Raw genomic sequence first — 21,409 nt, 5'->3', positions numbered from 1 at the left:
GACTAACAATGCTAAGAGCCAATTCATGAAAATGATCAACCTGCACCCACAAGCAACTCTCATATTACTTCCATTGTTGGCATCGCTCGCGCTACCCGCAGGTGCGGTGGCTATCAATGACAACTTGGACATTGGCGGCGCCGTGCGTGCGCGTATCGACTACGACCCCGACCGGGATATCGAGAAGCTGAGTTTCGATACTGCCTTTCTCACCGCTACCTACAACTCCGATAGTTGGATCGGCGCGGCTAAATACCGTTTCTATGGCGACGCTTACCCTTTCGACTATACCGACAAGATCGGTGACATCGCCTTCGCCGAATATGCATGGATCGGCTACAAGTTCGATGAGTCGCGTCAGATTCAGGTGGGACTAAACAAGATTCCGTTCGGCCTGCTGCCCTATGCCGGCAGCACTTTCTTCTTGACCTTGGGCAGCGTGATCGGCCTGGAAGACATTGCGAACCTTGGTGTTAAATACATCCAGCAGCAGGATGACTGGAACTTCCAACTCGCTTACTACCTAAGCCCGGCTGATCAGGGTCAAGGTACAAGCCGCGGCGGGCGGACCTATGCAACCAGTGTTGCTACGGCAGATGACTACGTCGTCGACGGCAGCGATAACCACGAGCGCGACATCTTAGTCGGGCGTCTGGCCCGCAACCTAAAGCTTGGGAGCTGGCAGTCGGAGATCGGCGCCTCGGCATTGACCTCGACGCTGCAGAACCAGGACAGTCGTGATAGCGGCCGCCGAAATGCCCTAGCAGTCCACTACTCGGGCAAGAATGGCCCCTGGGGCGTGCAACTGCAAGCCACTCGCCAGGACATGAGCCCGGAGAATCCCGGCAGAGACAAGCTGGTTAGCTTCGGCAGCTTCGACGGCACCTTTAACGTTGCCGCCAAGGGTAACCTCTATGTAGCCGACCTCAGCTATGACATTCCTGGCTCACTCGGGTGGCTCTCTGGTGTCAAGGTTTACGGTAACTACAGCCTGTTCGACAAGGATGAGTCCAGCTTCGAGGATTCCCAGCGCTTCATCCTTGGCACATCTTTCTCGCTGAAAGACCTATGGATCGCCGTCGAGTGGTTGCACGGCAAGCACGATCCCTACATCGGTGGCGGTAGCTACACCCAGAGCCTGGGCGCCGGCGGTAGCGAACGCTGGGAAAACCAGTTGTATACCAATATCGGTTACTACTTCTGAGGCAATAAGCGCCCCTAGCAACCACTCACGCTCCTATTTTCGCCAGCCATGTGCTGGCGTTTTTTTATGGTGCGCCAGGCATGGCGCGTAGCGCCGTGACTGGCGCTGTCGGGTTCACTGTGGTGGTGAGCCTGGCGACTTGGAGGTGAAAGTCCTCTACACACCCGGCAAGGGGAAGTGTTAGCTGAAGGCAAGGGTGTCGCGGGCGACTGCGAATCTGAAGGAAGCCCGAGACAAAATGCTGGCCTGACGAACAGGAAGCGGATGAGGCGGCGCAGCGGGGTGAGGTGGCCATAATCGCCAAAGCCCGATACTTGCACGGAACGCTGCGACGTAGATCCGACAGGCATAAGCAGGAAGGTCGCGCGAATTACCCTGGGAGATCTGTACGCTTGCCATTGTGCTACCGATTGTCGAGAGGCGACGGGATGGGCGTGCAGAAGTCAGCCGAGGCCGTAGTAAGTGGCGGTCAACCACGCCATCAAGGGCCGAACAGGTCATGCCGCCAGTAGGCGTCAGCGTCTCGTCGATAACCGAAATGCAGAAATTTCTCCAAGAGAAGACTGTCACCCCGAGTCCCGGCCAGAGGCCGAGGATGACGCCTGACAGCGCAGAGGTATCGGCGGCGTCGGTGACGTGGATGAACGCGGAGCCGGACACGCTGATGGAGCGGGTGCTTGCGCCGCTCAATCTCAAGCGTGCGTATCAGCGCGTGGTCAGCAACAAGGGGGCGCCGGGTGCCGATGGCATGACGGTCGCCGACTTGGCAGGCTACGTGAAACAGTATTGGCCCATCCTGAAGGTCAGGCTGCTGGCAGGTGAATACCATCCCCAGGCAGTGCGGGCGGTCGAAATTCCCAAACCGCAGGGCGGTATGCGGCAACTGGGCATTCCCAGTGTCGTGGATCGCCTGATCCAGCAAGCCCTGCTGCAACAGCTCACGCCGATCTTCGATCCGCTGTTCTCGGACTATAGCTACGGCTTCCGTCCGGGCAGAAGCGCTCACCAGGCTGTCGAGATGGCCCGCACCCATGTGGCGGCGGGTCATAGGTGTTGCGTGGAACTCGATCTGGAGAAGTTCTTTGATCGGGTCAACCACGACATCCTGATGTTCTGTGTTGAGCGCCATGTCGAAGACAAACAGGTGCTCAGACTCATCCGCCGTTACCTCGAAGCGGGCGTCATGTCGGGCGGGGTTGTCAGCCATCGGCAGGAGGGGGCGCCGCAAGGCGGCCCGCTTTCGCCGCTGCTGTCGAACATCCTGCTCGATGAACTCGACCGTGAGTTGGAGCGGCGAGGCCATCGCTTCGTGCGCTATGCCGATGACGCGAACATTTATGTCCGTAGTCCGCGTGCTGGCGAACGAGTGCTGGCCAGTGTCGAGCGGTTCCTGAATCACCGTCTGAAACTGAGACTGAATCGGGACAAGAGTCGCGTGGCTGGGTCGTGGAAATGCGACTACCTGGGGTATGGGATGAGTTGGCACTCGCAGCCTAGACTGCGAGTGGCAACCATGAGCCTGCGCCGTGTGCGCGACCGTCTCAGGGAACTGCTGCGAGGGGTGCGGGGCCACAAGATGGCGAATGTCATCGAGCGGGTAAACCCGGTGCTGCGAGGCTGGGCAGGCTACTTCAAGCTCAGCCAGAGCAAGCGTCCACTGGAAGAGCTGGATGGCTGGGTCAGGCACAAACTTCGCTGTGTCATCTGGCGGCAATGGAAGCAGCCCTCTACGAGGGCGCGCAACCTGATGCGCCTGGGATTGAGCGAGGAGCGTGCCTGCAAGTCGGCCTTCAATGGCCGAGGCCCGTGGTGGAACTCAGGAGCGCCGCATATGAATCAGGCGCTGCCGAAGAAGCTATGGGACAGACTTTGACTGGTCTCGATACTGGATACGATCAATCGGCTTAACCGCATGGCCTGAACCGCCGTGTACGGAACCGTACGCACGGTGGTGTGGGAGGACGGCGGCCGTGAGGCCGCCTCCTACCCGATCGCAGCGTTCCGGCCTCCCGGCATTAGATCTTGAGTAGATGCACCAGTAGAAACAGTTCACTTCAGGCCAAAAAACGGTGCGCTTGAAGACAAGCCAGCCGCTAGGCCCGCGCGTAGCTTAGCGATGTGGGCAAGACATCCGTCACGCCTCCCCAGACAAAAACAAGATTTGTGGTGACCCATGAACACAGTAGACCCGATCACCCTGGCAGTCGTGCGCGGTGCGCTCGAAACAGCCCAGCGAGAAATGACCCTGACGCTGGAAAAGACCAGTCGCTCGAGCGTGTTCAACCTCGCCCACGACTATTCCAACGCACTCTTCGATCACCTCCCGGAAATGATCCTGCAAGGCCAGGACATTCCTATTCATCTCGGTTCGCTTATCCCAGCGATGAAATGCGTTGCTGGCTTCTTCGGTGATGAGATTGCCGAGGGCGATGTTATTTATCATAACGATCCAGCCTACATGGGCAGTCATATCCTCGACTGCTGCATGTACAAACCGGTGTTCTATAAGGGCGAGCTGGTGTTCTGGACGGTCTGCAAGGGCCACCTGACCGATATTGGCGGCCCGGTACCGGCCGGCTACAACCCGGACGCAAAAGAAATCTACGCAGAGGGCCTGCGCATCCCGCCTGTCAAGTTGTGGGCCCAGGGCCAGCGCCGGGAAGACGTAATCAACCTGCTGCTGACCAACATGCGCGCCCGCGCCTATCAAGAAGGCGATCTGAATGCCCAGTACGGTGCTTGCAGCGTGGGCGAGCGTCACCTGATCGAGTTGCTCGATCGCTATGGCGTCGACCAGGTCCGAGCGTGCATTACCGAGCTGAAAGATATGGCAGACCGTCATATGCGCGCATTGTTGCGTGATGTGCCAGACGGTTTCTACAGCGGCACTGCCATTCTCGAAGACTCCGGTCATGGTCTGGGAGAATTGTCGATCACTGCCCAGGTGGAAATTCGCGGCGACGAGGCGCACGTTCTGATAGAGAGCCCGCCGCAGGTGCCTTACTTCATCAACTCCTACGCGGGCAATTCGATCTCCGGGGTTTACCTCGGACTGATGATGTTCGCCCAGGTGCCACCGCCCTACAATGAAGGCCTCTATCGCTGCGTGAGTGTAGACCTTGGCCCGTCCGGTACTCTGTGCAACGCCCAGGAGCCGGCACCGCACGTCAACTGCACCACTACTCCGATGGAAACCCTCGCCGATGCCGTGCGTCTGGCCCTTGAACAGGCGGCTCCGGAGCGTGTGACCGCCTCCTGGGGGCATGCCAGCGGGATCAATATCGCTGGGCACGACCCACGCAACAACAACGATGAATATGTGACCATGGTGCTGGCCTCGGTCATCTCCGGCGCTGGCGCTAACAAGGCTATGGATGGTTGGCCTGCTTGCGGCCCGCTGTGCTGCTTCGGCGCGCTGATGTCCGGCGATATCGAACTGCTTGAGTACTCCTATCCGGTACTGATACACCGCTACAGCCTGATGACCGACAGTGGTGGCGCCGGTGAATTCCGCGGTGGCTCTGGTACTCGCCTGGAGCTCGAGCCGCTGAAGCACGCCATGACCGTGGTCGGTTTCGGTGAGGGCCGGCAGCTGCCTACCGCCGGTGCGGCAGGGGCGAAGAATGTTCTGCTCGAGCCCAAGCTCGGCCGCTTGATCCATAGACATGTCGACGGTGAGGAAGACCATTACATCCAGAACACTCTGCTGACCGCACAACCAGGTGAGCGCGTAATCAACGTCAACCCGGGCGGTGGTGGCTATGGCGACCCACTACGTCGTCCGCTGGCCACGGTTCTAGCCGATGTGCGCAACGGCTTGGTCTCGATTGACGGCGCGCGCCTTGAATACGGCGTAGTGATTGACGGCAACGGCCAACTCGATGAAGCCGCAACCCACGCACACCGAGCCGCGCACTGAGCACAGCCCCTTTGAGCAATGCAGAGAATTCGAAAATGAGCAAACAACAATATCGCCTGGGCATCGATGCCGGCGGCACCTTCACTGATTTCATCCTCGCCGACCATCAGGGCAACGTGCAGTTGTTCAAGGCGCCGTCCACCCCACATGACGGCACCCTGGCCATACGCAACGGTCTGGCGCAAATCGCCGATGCCCTCGGCCGTACACCAGCCGAGATCATTGCCGACTGCGATCTGTGCATCAACGGGACGACTGTGGCGCTCAACGCACTGATCGAAAAGACCGGGGTCAAGGTGGGCCTGCTGTGTACCGATGGCCATGAAGACAGCCTGGAAATTCGCCTTGGCCACAAAGAAGATGGCCATCGCTATGACGCCACTTATCCACCGGCGCATATGTTAGTGCCGCGCCACCTGCGCCGTCCAATCGGCGGGCGTATTATCAGTGACGGCAGCGAGTTCAGCCCGCTAGACGAGGCGGCGATTCATGCCGCCATCGACTACTTCCGCGAACAACAGGTGCAGGCGGTGGCGATCTCCTTCGTCTGGTCGGTGCGCAACCCTAGTCACGAGCAGCGCGCTATGGCTATGGTGCGTGCGGCTTTACCTGACGTATTTGTCTGCAGCGGCCACGAGGTGTTCCCGCAGATTCGCGAATACACACGCACCTCGACAACCGTGGTCAACGCCTACCTTAGCCCAGTGATGGGTCGTTATATCGAACGCATCGACGCGCTGTTCGAGGAGCTGGGCGCGCAGCAGCCTACCCGCTATTTCCAGTCCAACGGAGGTCTGGCTCCTGGCGTGGTAATGCGTGAGCGGGCGGTCAACGCGATCAACTCCGGTCCGGCATCTGCCCCGCAAGCCGGCTTGTGCGTGGCCCAGCCATTCGGTATCGACAACGTAATCACCGTCGATATGGGTGGTACCTCGTTCGACATCACTCTTAGCAAAGGCGGTCGCACCAACTTCAGCAAAGACAGCGACTTCCTCCGTTACCGTATCGGCGTGCCAATGATTCAGGTGGAAACCCTTGGCGCCGGCGGTGGCTCGATCGCCCACCTTGACGACTTCGGCATGCTCCAGGTCGGTCCACGCAGTGCCGGGGCTAACCCCGGGCCTGTGTGTTATGGAAAGGGTGGGGTCGAGCCGACTGTAACCGATGCTAACCTGGCGCTCGGTTATCTGGCTGATGGTGCACTGCTCGGTGGCAGCATCCGTCTAAATCGACAAGCCGCGATCGATGCGATCCGCAGTAAAATTGCCGAACCGCTGGGTATCAGTGTCGAGCGCGCGGCCGTCGGTATCATTACCCTGGTTAACCTGAGCATGGTTAGTGGTATCCGCCGCGTGTCCATTGAGCGTGGTTATGATCCCCGTGACTTCGCCCTGATCGGTGCCGGTGGTGCAGCGGGCATGCACGTGATGCGACTAGCTGAGGAAATCGGCAGCAAGGTTGTGCTGATTCCCAAGGTGGCTTCGGGGCTGTGCGCCTTCGGCCAGATTCTCTCTGACATCCGCTATGATCAGCTGACTACTTTGCCGATGCGTTTGGATGACGAGTTCGTCGATTTGGAGCAACTAAACCAGGCCCTGCAGCAGTTACGCGAGCGTGGTATGACGAACCTGCGAGACGATGGTTTCGGTGGTGACAATCGTATTGAATGCCAGTACAGCCTGGAGATTCGTTACCTCGGACAGATCCACGAGTGCAGCGTCGAACTGAGCTGCGACCGGCTCGACCGTAGCAGCCTGGCGGCCCTGCGCGAATCCTTCCACCAGCGGCACAAGGCGCTGTTTTCCTTCAGTGAGCCTAACAGCCCGGTCGAACTAGTTAATCTAGAGTGCTCGGTGATCGCGCGGTTACAGCGTCCACCAATGCCTGAACTTGCAACCCCGCTCAAGGCAACGGCCGCGATTCCGGCTGGTCATCGTCCGATGCTGTTCAATGCGCAAGACGATTGGCAGGACACGCCTGTGTACAACGGCGACCGCATAGAAGTAGGGCAGATTATTCAAGGTCCCTGTGTGATTGAGGAAGCGACCACAAACATCGTTGTTCCACCGGGCTGGCGGGTCAGTCTGGATCCCTCGGCCACATATGAACTGACTCCCGGTCATTGACCGTCAGGGATTTTTAACAAAGGATTGTGTAACAACGGCACCGACGGCATTCACCGTTGGTGCCGCCCTCATAATAACTACAAATTGAGGACCTTTCATGACAGATCAATTGTCTACGCGGTATTGGCCTGAGGGAGAAAGGCAATCGCGTTGGGCCGAAGCCATCGGCAATACATATTTTCCATTGTCGTTGGAGTTCAATTCCAGCGCCATTTTCCAAGGCAGCCTGAAAATTTGGAAAACGGGCAGTACGCCGTTGGCGTTATCGCGCCTGCGCTCCAGTCAGCTAGGCTATTCGCGCAGCGAGAGCCAGGTTAGCGAAGATACTGAACCCTGTTACCTTGTAACAGTGCCGCGCCTTACCGAAGTACACTTCGAGCAAGACGGTCGTGAGCTCCATTGTAAGCCAGGTGGGTTCATCTTCGAGCGAGGCGATGCGCCTTATCGTTTTCACTACTCCTGCGACAACGACCTTTGGGTATTCAAGCTGCCTGAGCGCGCGCTACATGGACAGATACGTGGAGCCGAGCGCTACACCCGTTTCTGTTTCGAGGCTCGGCGTGGATTGGGACGAATTTTTGTTGATCAACTGGCGATGTGTGCCGCGCGCTTCGACGAATGCGATGCGGATGCCCGTCATATGCTGCTGGAACAGGTGCTTTCGACGTTGTTAATGGCTCTGCGCCAAGATGAGCGCGTCCTTAATAGTGAGAGTTCGAGTCTAGCTGCCCTGCATTTGCAGCGTATCGAGCACTACATCGACCGAAACTTGTGTTCAGCTGAACTAAACCCGCAGCATATTGCTCAGGCCTGCGGCTTATCGGTTCGCTATTTGCATAAATTATTTTTCAGTACGCCCTACAGTCTCGGTGAATGGATTCGCCTGAAACGATTGGAGGCTGTATATCAACGCCTACGTGATCCCCACTGCCACCTATCAATCGGTGAGCTGGCATATCGTTGGGGGTTCAGTGATCAGGCACAATTTTCCCGGCATTTTCGCCAGCACTTTAGTTGTACTGCCAGTGAAGCCCGAGCCGTTTCGTTAAAGCCGTAGCCGGTTACTTTATTGTCAATGTGCTCTGGGGGATTAGAAGTCACTCGGCGTAGCTCCCCATAAAGGCTCCACGCCTTTTCACCGTTGCGGGAGTACCAGTTATATATCGGCGTCTGATATTCCATACGGGCGCTAACTTGGGTAAGCCTTTGTCGTCTGCATTGGCAAACTCATGCGTAGCTGGTGTTGCTGATCAAGCCAAGCTTATTGTTTTAGGTTCACGCGAGCGGGCTGAGAGCGGCGCAGGCTTCACAAGCGTAAGACGGAACCATGCTAGGTGCAAAGCTATGGTGTTGGGTAGTAATTGCTTCAGGTCTGTCCTGCAAAAAACATGCTGAAATTCCGCAGGCACCCCCTCTAAGGGCGAGACACGGTAACTATCCCATGATTTCAGGGGCGGACTGGGATGCTCTCAGGTTGCTGTTGCGCATGATCCCTTCGATGATCGGTACTGGTGTCATCAGATGAGCCTGCATCATGGCGCTTGCTCGCGTTGCGTCACGGGCAAGGATAGCTTCTACCAGTTCGCTGTGCTCTTGACGTTTCAGGGACAAGGCCTCCTCGGATAGCACCGTGCGCCGCAGCCACAGCTGGCGATAGCGCTCGGCCTGATCGAACAGATAGGCGCGCGCCTGCAGCAGGTGTCTAGACCCACAGCCGGAGGCTATAGCTGTATGGAAGGCCTTGTGTCGGGCATCCCATATTTCCAGCATCTGCTCCTGGGTCTTGACCTCCATTACCTTGGCCAATGTATGCGAATAGGCCAACACCTGGGCCTCCCAGGCGTCATCGCCGCGTTCGATGGCGAGCTTAAGTACCAGCGCTTCGAGATTGGCCCGTGCGTCATAGATGTCCTGCATTTCGCTCAGCGACATAGGAGCGACGCGGTAGCCACGCTGACTGATAGCTACTACCAGATTTTCCGCAATCAGATGCGATAGCGCTTCACGCAGAGGGCCTACGCCTAGGTCGTAGCGCTCCTTAAGCGCAGTCATTCGCAGTTTTTCTCCGGGCTTGAACATGCCCTGAATTATGTCCCGCTTGAGCCACTCATAGCCGCTGACTGCTGAGTTTTGGCGGGGGGCGAGCGTATCCATAAACCATGCTCCTCAACGGGTTTTATCCATCATACGCAACTGCAGAAATATTTACTAAGTGGAGATGCAGTTGCCGAGTGTCGCTATTTTATAAAAGCGTAGACATTTTTATAAAATAGCTATATTTTTAGTCCGGCTGTTCTGGTAAATCTCGGGGCGGCGTACAGACAATTTTTTCGTCAGGACTCTGCCATGAATGCCTTTACCCAGCTCAAAGATCTTGTGATGCCGCTACCGACCGCCGTTAAGGGGTTTTCTCTTTCACCCTCCGCTCAGTCGCCCCGTTTGTTCGAGCTGACCTTCACTAAGGCGACGATAGAGGCTTTCTGTGTAGCAGTGGCCGAGTGGCCGGTGCAGGCGCTGGAATACAAGTCCTTCTTGCGATTTCGCTTCGCCAAAATTCTTGACGATCTCTGCGGTAACAGCCTGCGCCCGGTGCTACTCAACGCCCTAATGGATCGTGCCACCGGAGGGCTGTTAATCAAGCAGGAGGCCCTGAATGATGTGGCACAAGCTGATGATATGGTCAAATTCTCGACTGCTGTGGCCCACCTGCTGGGGCGGTCGAACTTTGATGCGATGAGCGGCCAGTTCTACGCACGCTTCGTGGTCGAGAACGTCGATAATTCGGACAGCTACCTGCGCCAACCTCACCGGGTAATGGAGTTGCACAACGATGGTACTTTCGTCGATCAGATCACCGACTACGTGCTGATGATGAAGATCGATGAGCAGAATATCGAAGGTGGCAACTCGCTGATCCTGCATCTGGACGACTGGGAGGATCGCCATGCTTTCTTCCATCATCCGCTAGCACGGCGCGTCATGCGCTGGACCGCGCCGCCGAGTAAAAGGGTCGATACGGACGTGTTCCATTCGATCTTTGATGTCGACGCCGAAGGGCGGCCGACTATTCGCTATATCGATCAATTTGTTCAGCCCAAAGACTTCGACGAGGGCAACTGGCTGACCGACCTGTCTATCTCCCTGGAGGGCAGTAAACAGAAGCTTTCCGTGCCGGTGCCAGTTGGCTGCTTCCTGCTGATTAATAACCTGTATTGGCTGCATGGCCGCGATCGTTTCACCCCTCACCCTGGGCTGCGCCGTGAACTGATGCGCCAGCGCGGTTACTTCAGTTACCCCAAACTCGGCCATCAGCAAGGCCAATAATTGCCATTAATTGAACAGGGGCTGCGCGGTTTAGCCCTTGTCGTTTGTCCACGGGGCAAAACAGATCGAGTAGAGGTGATAGCGGTGTACGATTTTGTGATCATCGGGGGCGGCATTATCGGCATGTCGACTGCCATGCAATTAATCAAGGCCTACCCAGAGTCGAAAATCTTGTTGCTCGAGAAAGAGTCCGGGCCAGCTAAGCATCAGACGGGGCACAATAGCGGGGTCATCCACGCCGGCGTCTACTACACGCCGGGTAGCTTGAAGGCGAAGTTCTGCCTGGAAGGCAACCGTGCTACCAAATCGTTCTGTAACGAGCACGGCATTATCTACGATGAGTGCGGTAAGTTGCTGGTCGCCACCAATGAGGTGGAAATGCAGCGCATGCGCGCGCTTTGGGAGCGCACTGCAGCCAATGGTCTGGAGCGCGAGTGGCTGTCTGCGGAGCAACTGAAGGAACGCGAACCGAACATCACCGGAATCGGCGGGATCTTCGTGCCCTCCAGTGGTATCGTTAACTATGCCGAGGTCACCGCTGCCATGGCTCGCGAGTTCCAGAGGCACGGTGGCGAGATTCGCTACGACAGCGAAGTCATCGGCCTGGAAGAGCGCGCCACGGAGATGCGGGTTAAAACCCAGCATGAAGAAGTCATTGCACGCTTTTTGGTGACCTGCTCGGGTCTGATGGCCGACCGCATTGTATGTCTACTGGGCTTAGATCCTGGCTTTAGCATTTGCCCGTTCCGTGGCGAATACTATTTGCTGCCTGAGCAGCACAACCGGATCGTCAATCACCTGATCTACCCGATTCCCGATCCCTCCATGCCGTTCCTCGGCGTGCACCTGACGCGAATGATCGACGGCAGTGTGACAGTCGGTCCCAATGCTGTGCTGGCACTCAAGCGTGAGGGCTATCGCAAGCGTGACATATCTTTGTCCGACACGTTCGCAATGCTCACCAATCCGGGCATTCTTAAAGTGCTCAAGGACAATCTGCGGCCCGGCCTGATCGAGATGAAAAACTCGCTGTTCAAGCGTGGTTATCTACAGCAAGTACGCAAGTACTGCCCCAGCTTAACGCTGCAGGATCTCAAGCCTTACCCGGCCGGCGTCCGCGCCCAAGCGGTTTCAGCGGACGGCAAGTTGATCGAGGACTTCCTGTTCCGCAATACCCGCCGTAGCGTCAACGTCTGCAATGCACCATCGCCGGCGGCTACCTCTGCAATTCCCATAGGCGCCTACATCATCAAGCAGATTGATGCACAGCTGCAGGGGCTACCCAGGTTTGTAAAAAACCAACATCCCGCATGAGGCAGTGCGGGGCGAATTCGGCAGTGCACTGGAACGAACAAGACTGTGCGCAAGACGACAAGCCCCGCACCGGCTCAGTCTAATAGGCTATCGGCTAGTGCACTTAACGTCCCCGAGCCAAGTCATCGTTACTGAACTCGTTACCGAATTGAAGTGTGTGATTGTGATCAAAAGCCGGATGCCTACTTATAAGGCTACTCCCAGAAACCATGCTTGTTAGTCATATTGAGAGCGCCCCATGAACCAGTCAGTATCCTCGCTGCCAGAAAAAGACATTCAGTATCAACTGCACCCCTACACCAATGCTCGCCTTCATCAGGAGCTTGGCCCGCTGATCATCGAGCGCGGGGAGGGTATCTATGTTTATGACGATCAGGGCAAGGGTTATATCGAGGCGATGGCTGGGTTGTGGAGCGCCGCGCTTGGCTTTAGCAATCAACGTCTGATCAAGGCAGCTGAGCAGCAATTCAACACCCTGCCGTTTTATCACCTGTTCAGTCACAAATCGCATCGCCCGAGTATCGAGTTAGCCGAAAAGCTGATCGAGATGGCGCCGGTGCCTATGAGTAAGGTGTTCTTCACCAACTCCGGTTCCGAGGCTAACGATACTGTAGTGAAGATGGTCTGGTACCTCAATAACGCTCTAGGCAAACCAGCCAAGAAGAAGTTCATCAGTCGGGTCAACGGCTACCACGGCATCACCGTCGCCAGCGCAAGCTTGACTGGCCTTCCAGGCAACCAGCGCGGTTTCGACCTGCCGCTTCCAGGCTTCCTGCATGTCGGCTGCCCGCACCATTATCGTTTCGCCCTTGCCGGTGAAAGTGAAGAGCATTTCGCTGACCGCCTTGCCGTCGAGCTCGAGCAGAAGATTCTCGCCGAAGGCCCGGAGACTATCGCAGCGTTCATTGGCGAGCCATTGATGGGCGCTGGCGGTGTCATAGTGCCGCCTCGTACCTACTGGGAGAAGATCCAGAAAGTTTGCCGTAAGTACGACATCCTGGTTATCGCCGATGAGGTAATCTGTGGATTTGGGCGTACCGGGCAGATGTTTGGCAGCCAGACCTTTGGTATCCAGCCGGACATCATGGTGTTATCCAAGCAACTGTCATCTTCTTATCAGCCGATAGCGGCGATTCTGATCAATGCCCCAGTATTTGAGGGCATCGCTGATCAGAGCCAAGCGCTTGGCGCGCTTGGGCATGGGTTCACCGGCAGCGGTCATCCGGTAGCTACTGCCGTGGCCTTGGAGAACCTGAAGATTATTGAAGAGGAGAGCCTGGTCGAGCATGCGGCGCAAATGGGCCAGTTGTTGCGCAGCGGCCTACAGCATTTCATCGATCATCCCTTGGTGGGCGAAATTCGCGGTTGTGGACTGATCGCTGCGGTAGAACTAGTTGGCGATCGCGTGAGCAAGGCGCCGTATCAGGCGCTAGGCACCCTCGGACGCTACATGGCCGGCAGAGCCCAGGAACACGGCATGATTACTCGCGCCATGGGTGATGCCGTGGCCTTCTGCCCGCCGTTAATCGTCAACGAACAGGAAGTCGGAATGATTGTAGAGCGCTTTGCCAGGGCGCTGGACGACACCACTCAGTGGGTTGGTTAGATCAATCCGGGGGAGGAGAGAATTGCTTTTATGTGGCTCTCCTCGGCTTAAATTCATAGCTTGGAAAATAGCTGAGCAGCACTGAATGCAGTCTGCGAAGGAGCACGCCATGCAACTCAAAGATACCCAATTGTTCCGCCAACAGGCTTATATCGACGGAACCTGGTTGGACGCGGACAGCGGCCAGACCATTCAGGTCACCAATCCGGCCACCAACGAAGTTATGGGTAGTGTGCCGAAGATGGGGGCAGCGGAAACCCGTCGAGCCATCGAAGCAGCAGATCATGCCCTGCCAGCCTGGCGTGCACTGACAGCTAAAGACCGCGCCAACAAACTGCGCCGCTGGTTTGAACTGATGATTGAAAACCAGGACGACCTGGGTCGTCTCATGACCATGGAGCAAGGTAAGCCACTTGCCGAAGCCAAGGGCGAAATTGCTTTCGCGGCGTCCTTCCTTGAGTGGTTCGCCGAAGAAGCCAAGCGCGTGTATGGCGACGTAATTCCCGGCCACCAACCGGACAAACGCCTGATCGTGATCAAACAGCCCATCGGCGTAACGGCAGCGATTACACCCTGGAACTTCCCGGCAGCCATGATCACCCGTAAAGCCGGCCCGGCCCTGGCCGCCGGTTGTACCATGGTGCTCAAGCCAGCGTCGCAAACGCCTTATTCGGCGCTGGCGTTGGCAGTGCTGGCCGAGCGTGCCGGGATCCCCAAAGGCGTGTTCAGTGTAATCACTGGCAGTGCTGGCGAAGTCGGCAGCGAACTGACTAGCAACCCGATCGTGCGCAAGTTGAGCTTTACTGGCTCCACCGAAATTGGTCGCCAGCTAATGGCCGAATGTGCCAAGGACATTAAAAAGGTGTCGCTAGAACTGGGCGGAAACGCGCCGTTCATCGTATTCGATGATGCCGACCTTGATAAGGCAGTGGAAGGCGCACTGATCTCCAAATACCGCAACAATGGCCAGACCTGCGTGTGCGCCAACCGCCTGTATATCCAAGACGGCGTATACGATGCCTTCGCCGAGAAGCTGAAAATCGCGGTAGCTAAGTTGCAGATTGGTAACGGTTTGGACGAAGGTATCACCACCGGCCCTCTGATCGATGCCAAGGCGGTGGCCAAGGTCCAGGAGCACATTGCCGACGCCATTAGCAAGGGTGCCAAGCTACTCGCTGGTGGTAAGCCGCACGCCCTCGGTGGCACTTTCTTCGAGCCGAGCATCCTCATTGACGTACCGAATAACGCCGCCGTAGCCAAGGAAGAAACCTTCGGTCCGCTGGCGCCGCTGTTCCGTTTTAAGGACGAGGCCGACGTGATCGCGATGTCCAATGACACCGAGTTCGGCCTGGCCTCGTACTTCTATGCCCGCGATATGGGGCGCGTGTTCCGTGTGGCCGAAGCCCTAGAATACGGTATGGTCGGCGTCAATACTGGGCTGATCTCCAATGAAGTTGCGCCTTTCGGTGGTATCAAGGCATCCGGCCTGGGTCGCGAAGGATCCAAGTACGGCATTGAGGATTACCTGGAGATCAAGTACCTCTGCCTGGGTGGTATCTAAGAGCCCGGCGAATAGGCACGTGATTCTCGCTCAGGCCCCACTTGGCGAGCATCATTAATCTTGGCCCGGTCTATAAAACCCGGGCATGCTACATCGGTTGTGGCGCAGACAAAGATTGACGCGGGCTATTTCTACGTCACCGTCTACTTCTCACGGCTGTTGCCGCGCAACCAGAGTCTGGAGGCCTGTATCCGCGTCGACAGCGCCCCCTGTTCGAGCTAGGTGCCTAACATTTCTAACGATTGAGCGTTGCGCGGAGTCCTACACCTAGGCTCTGCGCCTTTTTAATCCCGCCGCGCTAGATTAGGCGAAGTAATGCTGCCTTCACAGCCAGTCCTGCTGGTATGGATAAAGGTGATATCCATCACCTATGCCATGTTAGGGGCGACGGTGAACTCTCTCTAAGATGGTTTGGTGCGATGATTTAAGGCGCCCCAGCGACCGTTGATTGCATCCAATGTGCTCATTAGCTTTTCTGTTCGAGCTGGCTGTTCCTGTGCGAATAGATCCTGTGTGTACTCATCACGCTTACACAGGTCTAGCAGCAACACTTGGGCTTTGGCATAGCTGAAACCCTCTCGTTACAGCCTTTTGATTCCCTCCTGTGCCGCTGCAATGATCAAACGCGTGTCATCGGTCGGGTAGGGCAGTTGGCAAAGCAGGCCGTTGGCGTACTTACCATCATTGAATTCGCTCGGTCGCAATCAGGCGAGCATTCGGGGCTTGGATCACGATCCCTCCAGTCGTAATAGCCACTGGCAGAAATCTTCAAGCAGAGGCACATAAGGTCGTAAGAACTGCGTAGCTGGTGACCCCGTCTTCCGTGCCATGAAAGTTGACCTGACCAACCGCTATCCGTCAGTCGGTGAGGCGAAGCAACTTCCTTTATGGCATGGTGCCACAGTCCCTTATTACGGAACGTGTAGTACCCGCATTGATTTCGTAGGGCGAGCAGCAGTGCCGCGTGATGAAGTGAAAGGCTTGGTCGCTTGCCCGACCTTCTACACGTAGGATCGCTATGGCATGTCCATGTCCTGTCAGCAACAGCAACAGCAACAGCAACAGCAATTGCTTATGGCTTGGGATCGACAGTATCCTTCCACCTGCAGCAACTGACCCACATCATGATTCTCGCCCTGGTCGCTCTCAGCCTCGACCTGTTGGTGGGCGTGACCGGCATGGTCAGCCTGGCCCAGGCGGCCTTCTTCGGCATCGCCGGCTACAGCCTGGTGTTGTTCGCCCCGGAGTTCGAGGCGGTGAACTTCTGGCTGGCGCTGCTGCTGTGCCTGGGCGTCAGCGCCGCAGCTGCGCTGCTGATGGGCCTGCTGATCATCCGCACCTCGGGCATCTTCTTCATCATGGCGACCATCGCCTTCTCGCAGATGCTCTATTACCTGTTCCACGACTCGGCCTTCGCCGGCGGCTCGGACGGCATCTACCTGTTCCTCAAGCCCGAGGTGGCCATCGCCGGGGTGCATCTGCTCGACCTGGAGAACCCGCGCAGCCTGTTCTACCTGGTGCTCGGCTCCCTGGTGCTGGTCTATCTGCTGCTGCGCACCTTCCTGCGCGCGCCGTTCGGCCGGGTGCTGCTGGGCATCAAGCACAACGAGGAACGGGTCCGTTCCATGGGCTACAACCCGCTGTTCTACAAGCTGGCGGCCTTCGTCATTGCCGGCACCATCGCCGGCTACGCCGGCATGCTCTCGGCCACCCAATACGGTTTCGTCAGCCCCGACCAGGTCGGCTGGCAGCTCTCGGCCCACGCCCTGGTGATGGTCATCCTCGGTGGCATGGGCAGCCTGTTCGGCGCCATCTTCGGCGCCTTCGCCTTCGAGGGCCTGCACCATCTGTTCGCCGGCCTGACCCCGCACTGGGAGCTGCCCATGGGGCTGGTGGTCATCGCCATGGTTCTGTTGCTGCCGCGCGGTCTCGCCGGGTTGCTGCTGCAGCTCTGCGACCGGCGCACAGCCACGGCCTGCGACGCAAGTACGGTATCCACCCCCGACGCGATGAAGAAGGAGGCCGGCGTATGACCGCCCATGTTCTAGAAACCCGCGGACTGAGCAAGGCCTTCGGCGGCCTGCGTGCGGTCAACGACATTTCCCTGAGCGTGGCGCCCTGCGAGGTACACGCGATCATCGGCCCCAACGGCGCCGGCAAGAGCACCATGGTCAATCTGCTGTCCGGCCATCTTCAGCCCAGCGCCGGGCAGATCCTCTTTCACGGCCGCGACATCACCGGCTTGGCGCCCAACCGGGTGTCGCACCTGGGCATCGGCCGCAGCTTCCAGCGCACCAACATCTTTCCCAGCTTCACCTGCCTGGAAAACTGCTGGCTGGCGGCGCAGTCGCGGCTGAAGAACTCCTTTCGTTTCTTCCGCCGCTGCGAGGCCTATGTCGAGGTACGCGAGCGCGCCGAACGGGCGCTGGAGCTTTGCGGCCTGGCCGCCCACCGCGACACCCTGGCCGATGCCCTGAGTTATGGCGAGCAACGCCAACTGGAGATCGGCATGGTACTGGCCACCGAGCCGAGCTTCCTGCTGCTCGACGAACCCATGGCCGGCATGGGCAAGGACGAATCGGCGCGGGTGGTCGAACTGCTCGCCAGACTGTCGCAGCAGTACGCCATGGTCCTGGTCGAGCACGACATGGATGCGGTGTTCAGCATCGCCCACCGTCTCACCGTGATGGTCAACGGCGAGCTGCTGGCCAGTGGCCCGCTGGACCAGGTGCGCAACGATCCGGCGGTACAGCAGGCCTATCTGGGCGACGGCGAGGAGCAATTCTGATGAGCGCACAAGCCCTGGTGCAGGCCACCGGCCTGCACACCTATTACGGCAACAGTCATGTGCTGCATGGCGTCGACCTGCAGATCCAGCCGGGCGAGACCCTGGCGCTGATGGGCCGCAACGGCATGGGCAAGAGCACCACCATTCGCTCGTTGCTCGGCCTGACGCCGGCGCGCCGCGGCGAGGTGCTGATCCGCGGCGAGCGCTGCAGCGGCCGCGCCACCCACCAGATCATCCGCCGCGGTATCGGCTATGTGCCAGAGGGCCGCGGCATGTTCCCCAACCTGAGCGTGCGCGAGAGCCTGATCATGGCCGCCCGCCCGGGCCTGGACGGGCGCCGCGACTGGAACCTGGAGCGGGTGCTGGCGACCTTCCCGCGCCTGGCCGAGCGCTTCTCCCACCTGAGCGGCAACCTTTCCGGCGGCGAGCAGCAGATGGTCGCCATCGGCCGCGCGTTGCTGACCAACCCCGAACTGATGATCCTCGACGAGGCCACCGAGGGCCTGGCGCCCTTGATCCGCAAGGAGATCTGGGACGTGATCCGCCTGATCAAGGCCAGCGGTATCGCCACTCTGGTGGTGGACAAGAACGTCAACGTGCTGCTCGACCTGACCGACCGCAGCATGATCATGGTCAAGGGACGGGTGGTGTTCGACGGGCCCAGCGTCGAGCTGAAGTGCCAGCCGCAGATCCTCCAGGAACATATTGGCCTGTGACGCCGGGGAGACTGACGATGAACGAGAAGACCGACGCCCCTGCCCGAAACTGGCAGAAGCCGCTGGCGGCGTTGCTGCAAGCGACGGCGGCGCTGGCCGCAGCCGGCCTGCTGCTGTTGGACAGCGGCCTGCACGGCCCACTGGCGGCCCTGGCGCTGGCCGGCGTCGCCCTGGCCGGCCTGCTCTACCACAGGTTGCCGCCGATCCTGGTCGAGTTGCCGCCACCAGCGCCAGCGCCAGCGCCGCCACCGGCGCCTGAGCCTGAACCGCCGGTGCTGCTGGCGGCGCCTGCTCCCGAGCCGCCTTCCGACCCTGGCCTGCCGCTACGCGCACCCCTGGCGAAGTTGCTCGAGAGCATCCTGCGCACCGAGCAGGACATGCTCTTCGCCACTGAACTGGCGCGCGCGGGCGGAGAAAAGGTGCAGTTCAGCGCCGCCAGCATCCAGGCCTGCGAGGCGGCGATCCGCGAGCTGGCCGGCTACATGGGCACCATCGATCAGGTATTCGACGAACTGTCGCAACAGTCGATGCGCATCGGCGCCATCGTCGGCAGCATCCAGGACATCGCCAAGCAGACCAACCTGCTGGCGCTCAACGCGGCCATCGAGGCGGCCCGCGCCGGTGAGCATGGCCGCGGCTTCGCCGTAGTCGCCGACGAAGTGCGTCACCTGGCCCAGCGCGCCAACGAGTCCAGCGGCGAGATCCAGCAGATCGCCGGCAGCCTGCAGAAGTCGGCGCAGGAGGCGCGGACGGGAGTCGAACACATCGGCCAGTCCACCAGCACCGGCCTGGAGAAGTCCGCCGCGGCCCTGGGCGCCATGGCAGAGATGCGTGCCGGCGCCGCGGTGCGGCTGGAGACGGTCGAGCGCATCGTTCGGCGCCTGAATGAGCAGCGCACCTTGACCCAGGACATGGTCGAGCTGCTGGGTTAGCGGGCTATCGCTGAAGTGGGCACCTTGCGACCCCATCGTTGTGACGCAGTCTTCGTCAGCCGATTCGACTGGCTGTGGAATCACGATCTGCAGCAAGACCTGAACTTGGCCTACAGCCGTTTAGGCTGGAAAGCGGCCCTGGCCGCATGACTCCGCCATTGCCGTGGACGTGATGCCTTCTCGCCTGGAGTTGGCTCGCAGGGTGGGCACAACGCCCATCTTCAATAGCCGGGTAGCAGATCCGGCTACGCGTAGTCGCGCAATCACTGACGCAGCTGCGCAGCGCAGTCCCATTCTGCGTATGCCCGGAGCTGCCGACTGAATGCGGTCGCGTCACACAATTTTCCTACTGTCTAAAAGGTCTAGAAATGAGTGCACAACTGGTAATCGACAATATCAAGCTGGACGCTACCGGAGGCAAGACGATCCAACGGCTTGACCCTGTGTCCGCCAAACTGGTCAGCACTGCGGCTGCCTGCACCCTGGAAGACGCAAAACGGCTCGCGGCCTCATCCGAGCGAGCATTCCGCAAATGGTCCAAGACCGGACCGACCGAGCGGCGTCGTCTCCTGCTCGCAGCAGCGGATGTCCTCGAGGCCAAGATGTCGGAATTCTGCCGGATCATGGCTGAGGAAATTGGCGCATCGCAGCTCTGGGCGCAGTTCAACGTAGGTGCATCGGCGAATCTGCTGCGCGAGGCTGCAGCGCTCACTACTCAAATCAAGGGTGAGACGATTCCAACCGATAAGCTTGGCGCTTTCTCGTTGACGCTTCGCCAGCCGGTGGGCACCGTGCTGAGCATTGTGCCGTGGAATGGGCCGGTGATCCTGGGGGCTCGCGCTATCGCGTATCCGCTGGCGTGCGGCAATACCGTGATCTTCAAAGGCTCGGAAAACAGTCCTCGCACTCATGCCCTTGTGGCCGATGCCTTCATTGAGGCAGGCCTGCCGGCGGGTGTGCTCAATTTCCTGATTACCGCGCCCGAAGACGCATCGGCTGTCACCGAAGCGTTGGTGGCCCACGATACCGTGCGCCGGGTCAACTTCACGGGCTCCACCAAGGTCGGCCGCATGATCGCCGAAACCTGTGCGTCCCATCTCAAGCGCTGTTTGTTGGAGTTGGGTGGCAAGGCTCCTTTCGTAGTGCTGGAGGATGCCGATATCGACGGCGCAGTGAATGCCGCAGTATTCGGCTCGTTCCTGTATCAAGGGCAAATCTGCATGTCGACCGAGCGTTTCGTGGTCGATCAGCGTGTTGCCGACGAATTCGTGAGTAAGTTTTCCGAGCGAATCGGCAAACTGGAGCTTGGCGACCCCACCGCATCTCCGACCTGCGTAGTCGGACCGGTCATCGCCCAGGGCTCGGTAAAGCGGATCAACCATCTGATCGAAGATGCGCTCGGCAAAGGGGCTGTCATCGCCGCGGGCGGTATCGCCGACAGTGCCTTGATGCAGCCCACGCTAGTCGACCGCGTGACCAAGGACATGGAAATCTACGACGAGGAAACCTTTGGTCCTATTACCACGATCGTTCGTGTCGACGGGGCAGAGGAGGCGTTGGAAGTGGCCAATGACACGGCTTATGGCCTCTCATCTGCAATTTTCAGCGCCAATGTCTCCAAAGCGCTTGAGCTGGCAAGTCGGTTGGATGCAGGTTGTGTCCACATCAACGGCGCCACCGTACAAAACGAAGCGCAGGCCCCCTATGGTGGTATGAAGCAGAGTGGATACGGCCGTTTCGATGGAAGCGCTGTGATTGACGAGTTCACAGAAATCAAGTGGGTCACTGTTGAGCCATCTGATCAGCCTTATCCCTTCTGATGTTTCGGGGCCGGCGGAGCAAGTGGATTCGCCGGTTCACGCGCGTTCGCATCATTTCTCCCAGATGATCGTAAAACGCTCGGATCCACGGCCAAGCGC

The 21,409-nt window shown here is 58.7% G+C and carries 14 protein-coding genes and 2 pseudogenes; 15 read left to right on the top strand and 1 reads right to left on the bottom strand.

Translation table 11 applies throughout. The annotated features are described in order from the left end of the window. Window positions 1–31 precede the first annotated feature (31 nt). The 5 genes from AC1Q8Q_RS11365 to AC1Q8Q_RS11345 all read left to right on the top strand — a co-directional run bounded on the left by AC1Q8Q_RS11365 (window position 32) and on the right by AC1Q8Q_RS11345 (window position 8,306). Window positions 32–1,204, top strand: coding sequence for a porin (locus tag AC1Q8Q_RS11365; protein WP_031637015.1), 1,173 nt, complete (start codon window positions 32–34; stop codon window positions 1,202–1,204). Window positions 1,205–1,703: 499 nt separating this feature from the next. Beyond that, window positions 1,704–3,077, top strand: coding sequence for a group II intron reverse transcriptase/maturase (gene ltrA / locus AC1Q8Q_RS11360; protein WP_049950174.1), 1,374 nt, complete (start codon window positions 1,704–1,706; stop codon window positions 3,075–3,077). A 300-nt stretch (window positions 3,078–3,377) separates the two neighbouring features. Then, window positions 3,378–5,123, top strand: a complete 1,746-nt coding sequence (gene capB, locus AC1Q8Q_RS11355; protein ID WP_024075427.1) for a caprolactamase subunit beta — start codon at window positions 3,378–3,380, stop codon at window positions 5,121–5,123. A 35-nt stretch (window positions 5,124–5,158) separates the two neighbouring features. Next, window positions 5,159–7,249: a caprolactamase subunit alpha gene (gene capA / locus AC1Q8Q_RS11350; protein WP_023662936.1), complete on the top strand. Its 2,091-nt coding sequence runs from the start codon at window positions 5,159–5,161 to the stop codon at window positions 7,247–7,249. A 97-nt stretch (window positions 7,250–7,346) separates the two neighbouring features. Continuing rightward, window positions 7,347–8,306, top strand: a complete 960-nt coding sequence (locus AC1Q8Q_RS11345) for an AraC-like ligand-binding domain-containing protein (protein ID WP_033902870.1) — start codon at window positions 7,347–7,349, stop codon at window positions 8,304–8,306. 377 nt (window positions 8,307–8,683) lie between these two features. Here AC1Q8Q_RS11345 and csiR read toward each other — a convergent pair whose 3' ends face one another. Beyond that, entirely contained in the window at window positions 8,684–9,403 is a 720-nt protein-coding gene (csiR, locus tag AC1Q8Q_RS11340) for a DNA-binding transcriptional regulator CsiR (protein WP_023048102.1), read from the bottom strand. Window positions 9,404–9,595: 192 nt separating this feature from the next. Between csiR and glaH the strand changes: the two genes are divergently transcribed. The 10 genes and pseudogenes from glaH to AC1Q8Q_RS11290 all read left to right on the top strand — a co-directional run bounded on the left by glaH (window position 9,596) and on the right by AC1Q8Q_RS11290 (window position 21,310). Continuing rightward, window positions 9,596–10,573 (top strand): glutarate dioxygenase GlaH, encoded by a 978-nt coding sequence (gene glaH / locus AC1Q8Q_RS11335; protein WP_023628647.1) that lies wholly within the window; start codon window positions 9,596–9,598, stop codon window positions 10,571–10,573. Between the two features lie 84 nt (window positions 10,574–10,657). Beyond that, the gene (gene lhgO, locus AC1Q8Q_RS11330; protein WP_023048104.1) at window positions 10,658–11,887 is read left to right on the top strand and encodes an L-2-hydroxyglutarate oxidase; all 1,230 of its coding nucleotides are present in this window, start codon (window positions 10,658–10,660) and stop codon (window positions 11,885–11,887) included. A 238-nt stretch (window positions 11,888–12,125) separates the two neighbouring features. Then, complete coding sequence (locus tag AC1Q8Q_RS11325) at window positions 12,126–13,493, top strand: aspartate aminotransferase family protein (RefSeq protein WP_023048105.1); 1,368 nt, start codon at window positions 12,126–12,128, stop codon at window positions 13,491–13,493. Window positions 13,494–13,602: 109 nt separating this feature from the next. After that, window positions 13,603–15,054 (top strand): NADP-dependent succinate-semialdehyde dehydrogenase, encoded by a 1,452-nt coding sequence (gene gabD, locus AC1Q8Q_RS11320; protein ID WP_024075423.1) that lies wholly within the window; start codon window positions 13,603–13,605, stop codon window positions 15,052–15,054. A gap of 786 nt (window positions 15,055–15,840) precedes the next feature. Next, window positions 15,841–16,152, top strand: a pseudogene (locus AC1Q8Q_RS11315) (endonuclease); the annotation flags it as partial. Continuing rightward, window positions 16,134–17,087: a branched-chain amino acid ABC transporter permease gene (locus AC1Q8Q_RS11310; protein ID WP_024075422.1), complete on the top strand. Its 954-nt coding sequence runs from the start codon at window positions 16,134–16,136 to the stop codon at window positions 17,085–17,087. The pseudogene AC1Q8Q_RS11315 and the gene AC1Q8Q_RS11310, both read left to right, overlap by 19 nt. Beyond that, a complete protein-coding gene (locus AC1Q8Q_RS11305) occupies window positions 17,084–17,842 on the top strand; it encodes an ABC transporter ATP-binding protein (RefSeq protein WP_023048108.1) in 759 nt (252 codons plus the stop codon). Before AC1Q8Q_RS11310 ends, AC1Q8Q_RS11305 begins: the two co-directional genes overlap by 4 nt. After that, window positions 17,842–18,558, top strand: coding sequence for an ABC transporter ATP-binding protein (locus AC1Q8Q_RS11300; protein ID WP_024075421.1), 717 nt, complete (start codon window positions 17,842–17,844; stop codon window positions 18,556–18,558). The genes AC1Q8Q_RS11305 and AC1Q8Q_RS11300 overlap by 1 nt, the downstream gene beginning before the upstream one ends. Before the next feature lie 539 nt (window positions 18,559–19,097). Beyond that, window positions 19,098–19,490: pseudogene (locus AC1Q8Q_RS11295) on the top strand (methyl-accepting chemotaxis protein); the annotation flags it as partial. Between the two features lie 368 nt (window positions 19,491–19,858). Continuing rightward, on the top strand, window positions 19,859–21,310 hold the full coding sequence (locus tag AC1Q8Q_RS11290; RefSeq protein WP_023630205.1) for an aldehyde dehydrogenase: 1,452 nt from the start codon (window positions 19,859–19,861) through the stop codon (window positions 21,308–21,310). Window positions 21,311–21,409: the final 99 nt, after the last annotated feature.

The sequence above is a fragment of the Pseudomonas sp. GW823-FHT06B06 genome, assembly GCF_058795195.1.
Note: the sequence above shows the minus strand (reverse complement) of the source record. Positions and strands in the feature narration are given on the sequence as shown.

Bases quoted from the DNA above. Each gene is read 5' to 3' on its own strand.
- AC1Q8Q_RS11290 (WP_023630205.1), top strand. From the start codon at position 19,859: ATGAGTGCACAACTGGTAATCGACAATATCAAGCTGGACGCTACCGGA.
- csiR (WP_023048102.1), bottom strand. From the start codon at position 9,403: ATGGATACGCTCGCCCCCCGCCAAAACTCAGCAGTCAGCGGCTATGAG.
- gabD (WP_024075423.1), top strand. From the start codon at position 13,603: ATGCAACTCAAAGATACCCAATTGTTCCGCCAACAGGCTTATATCGAC.
- AC1Q8Q_RS11365 (WP_031637015.1), top strand. From the start codon at position 32: ATGATCAACCTGCACCCACAAGCAACTCTCATATTACTTCCATTGTTG.
- capB (WP_024075427.1), top strand. From the start codon at position 3,378: ATGAACACAGTAGACCCGATCACCCTGGCAGTCGTGCGCGGTGCGCTC.
- AC1Q8Q_RS11325 (WP_023048105.1), top strand. From the start codon at position 12,126: ATGAACCAGTCAGTATCCTCGCTGCCAGAAAAAGACATTCAGTATCAA.
- AC1Q8Q_RS11345 (WP_033902870.1), top strand. From the start codon at position 7,347: ATGACAGATCAATTGTCTACGCGGTATTGGCCTGAGGGAGAAAGGCAA.
- AC1Q8Q_RS11305 (WP_023048108.1), top strand. From the start codon at position 17,084: ATGACCGCCCATGTTCTAGAAACCCGCGGACTGAGCAAGGCCTTCGGC.
- capA (WP_023662936.1), top strand. From the start codon at position 5,159: ATGAGCAAACAACAATATCGCCTGGGCATCGATGCCGGCGGCACCTTC.
- ltrA (WP_049950174.1), top strand. From the start codon at position 1,704: ATGCCGCCAGTAGGCGTCAGCGTCTCGTCGATAACCGAAATGCAGAAA.
- glaH (WP_023628647.1), top strand. From the start codon at position 9,596: ATGAATGCCTTTACCCAGCTCAAAGATCTTGTGATGCCGCTACCGACC.
- AC1Q8Q_RS11300 (WP_024075421.1), top strand. From the start codon at position 17,842: ATGAGCGCACAAGCCCTGGTGCAGGCCACCGGCCTGCACACCTATTAC.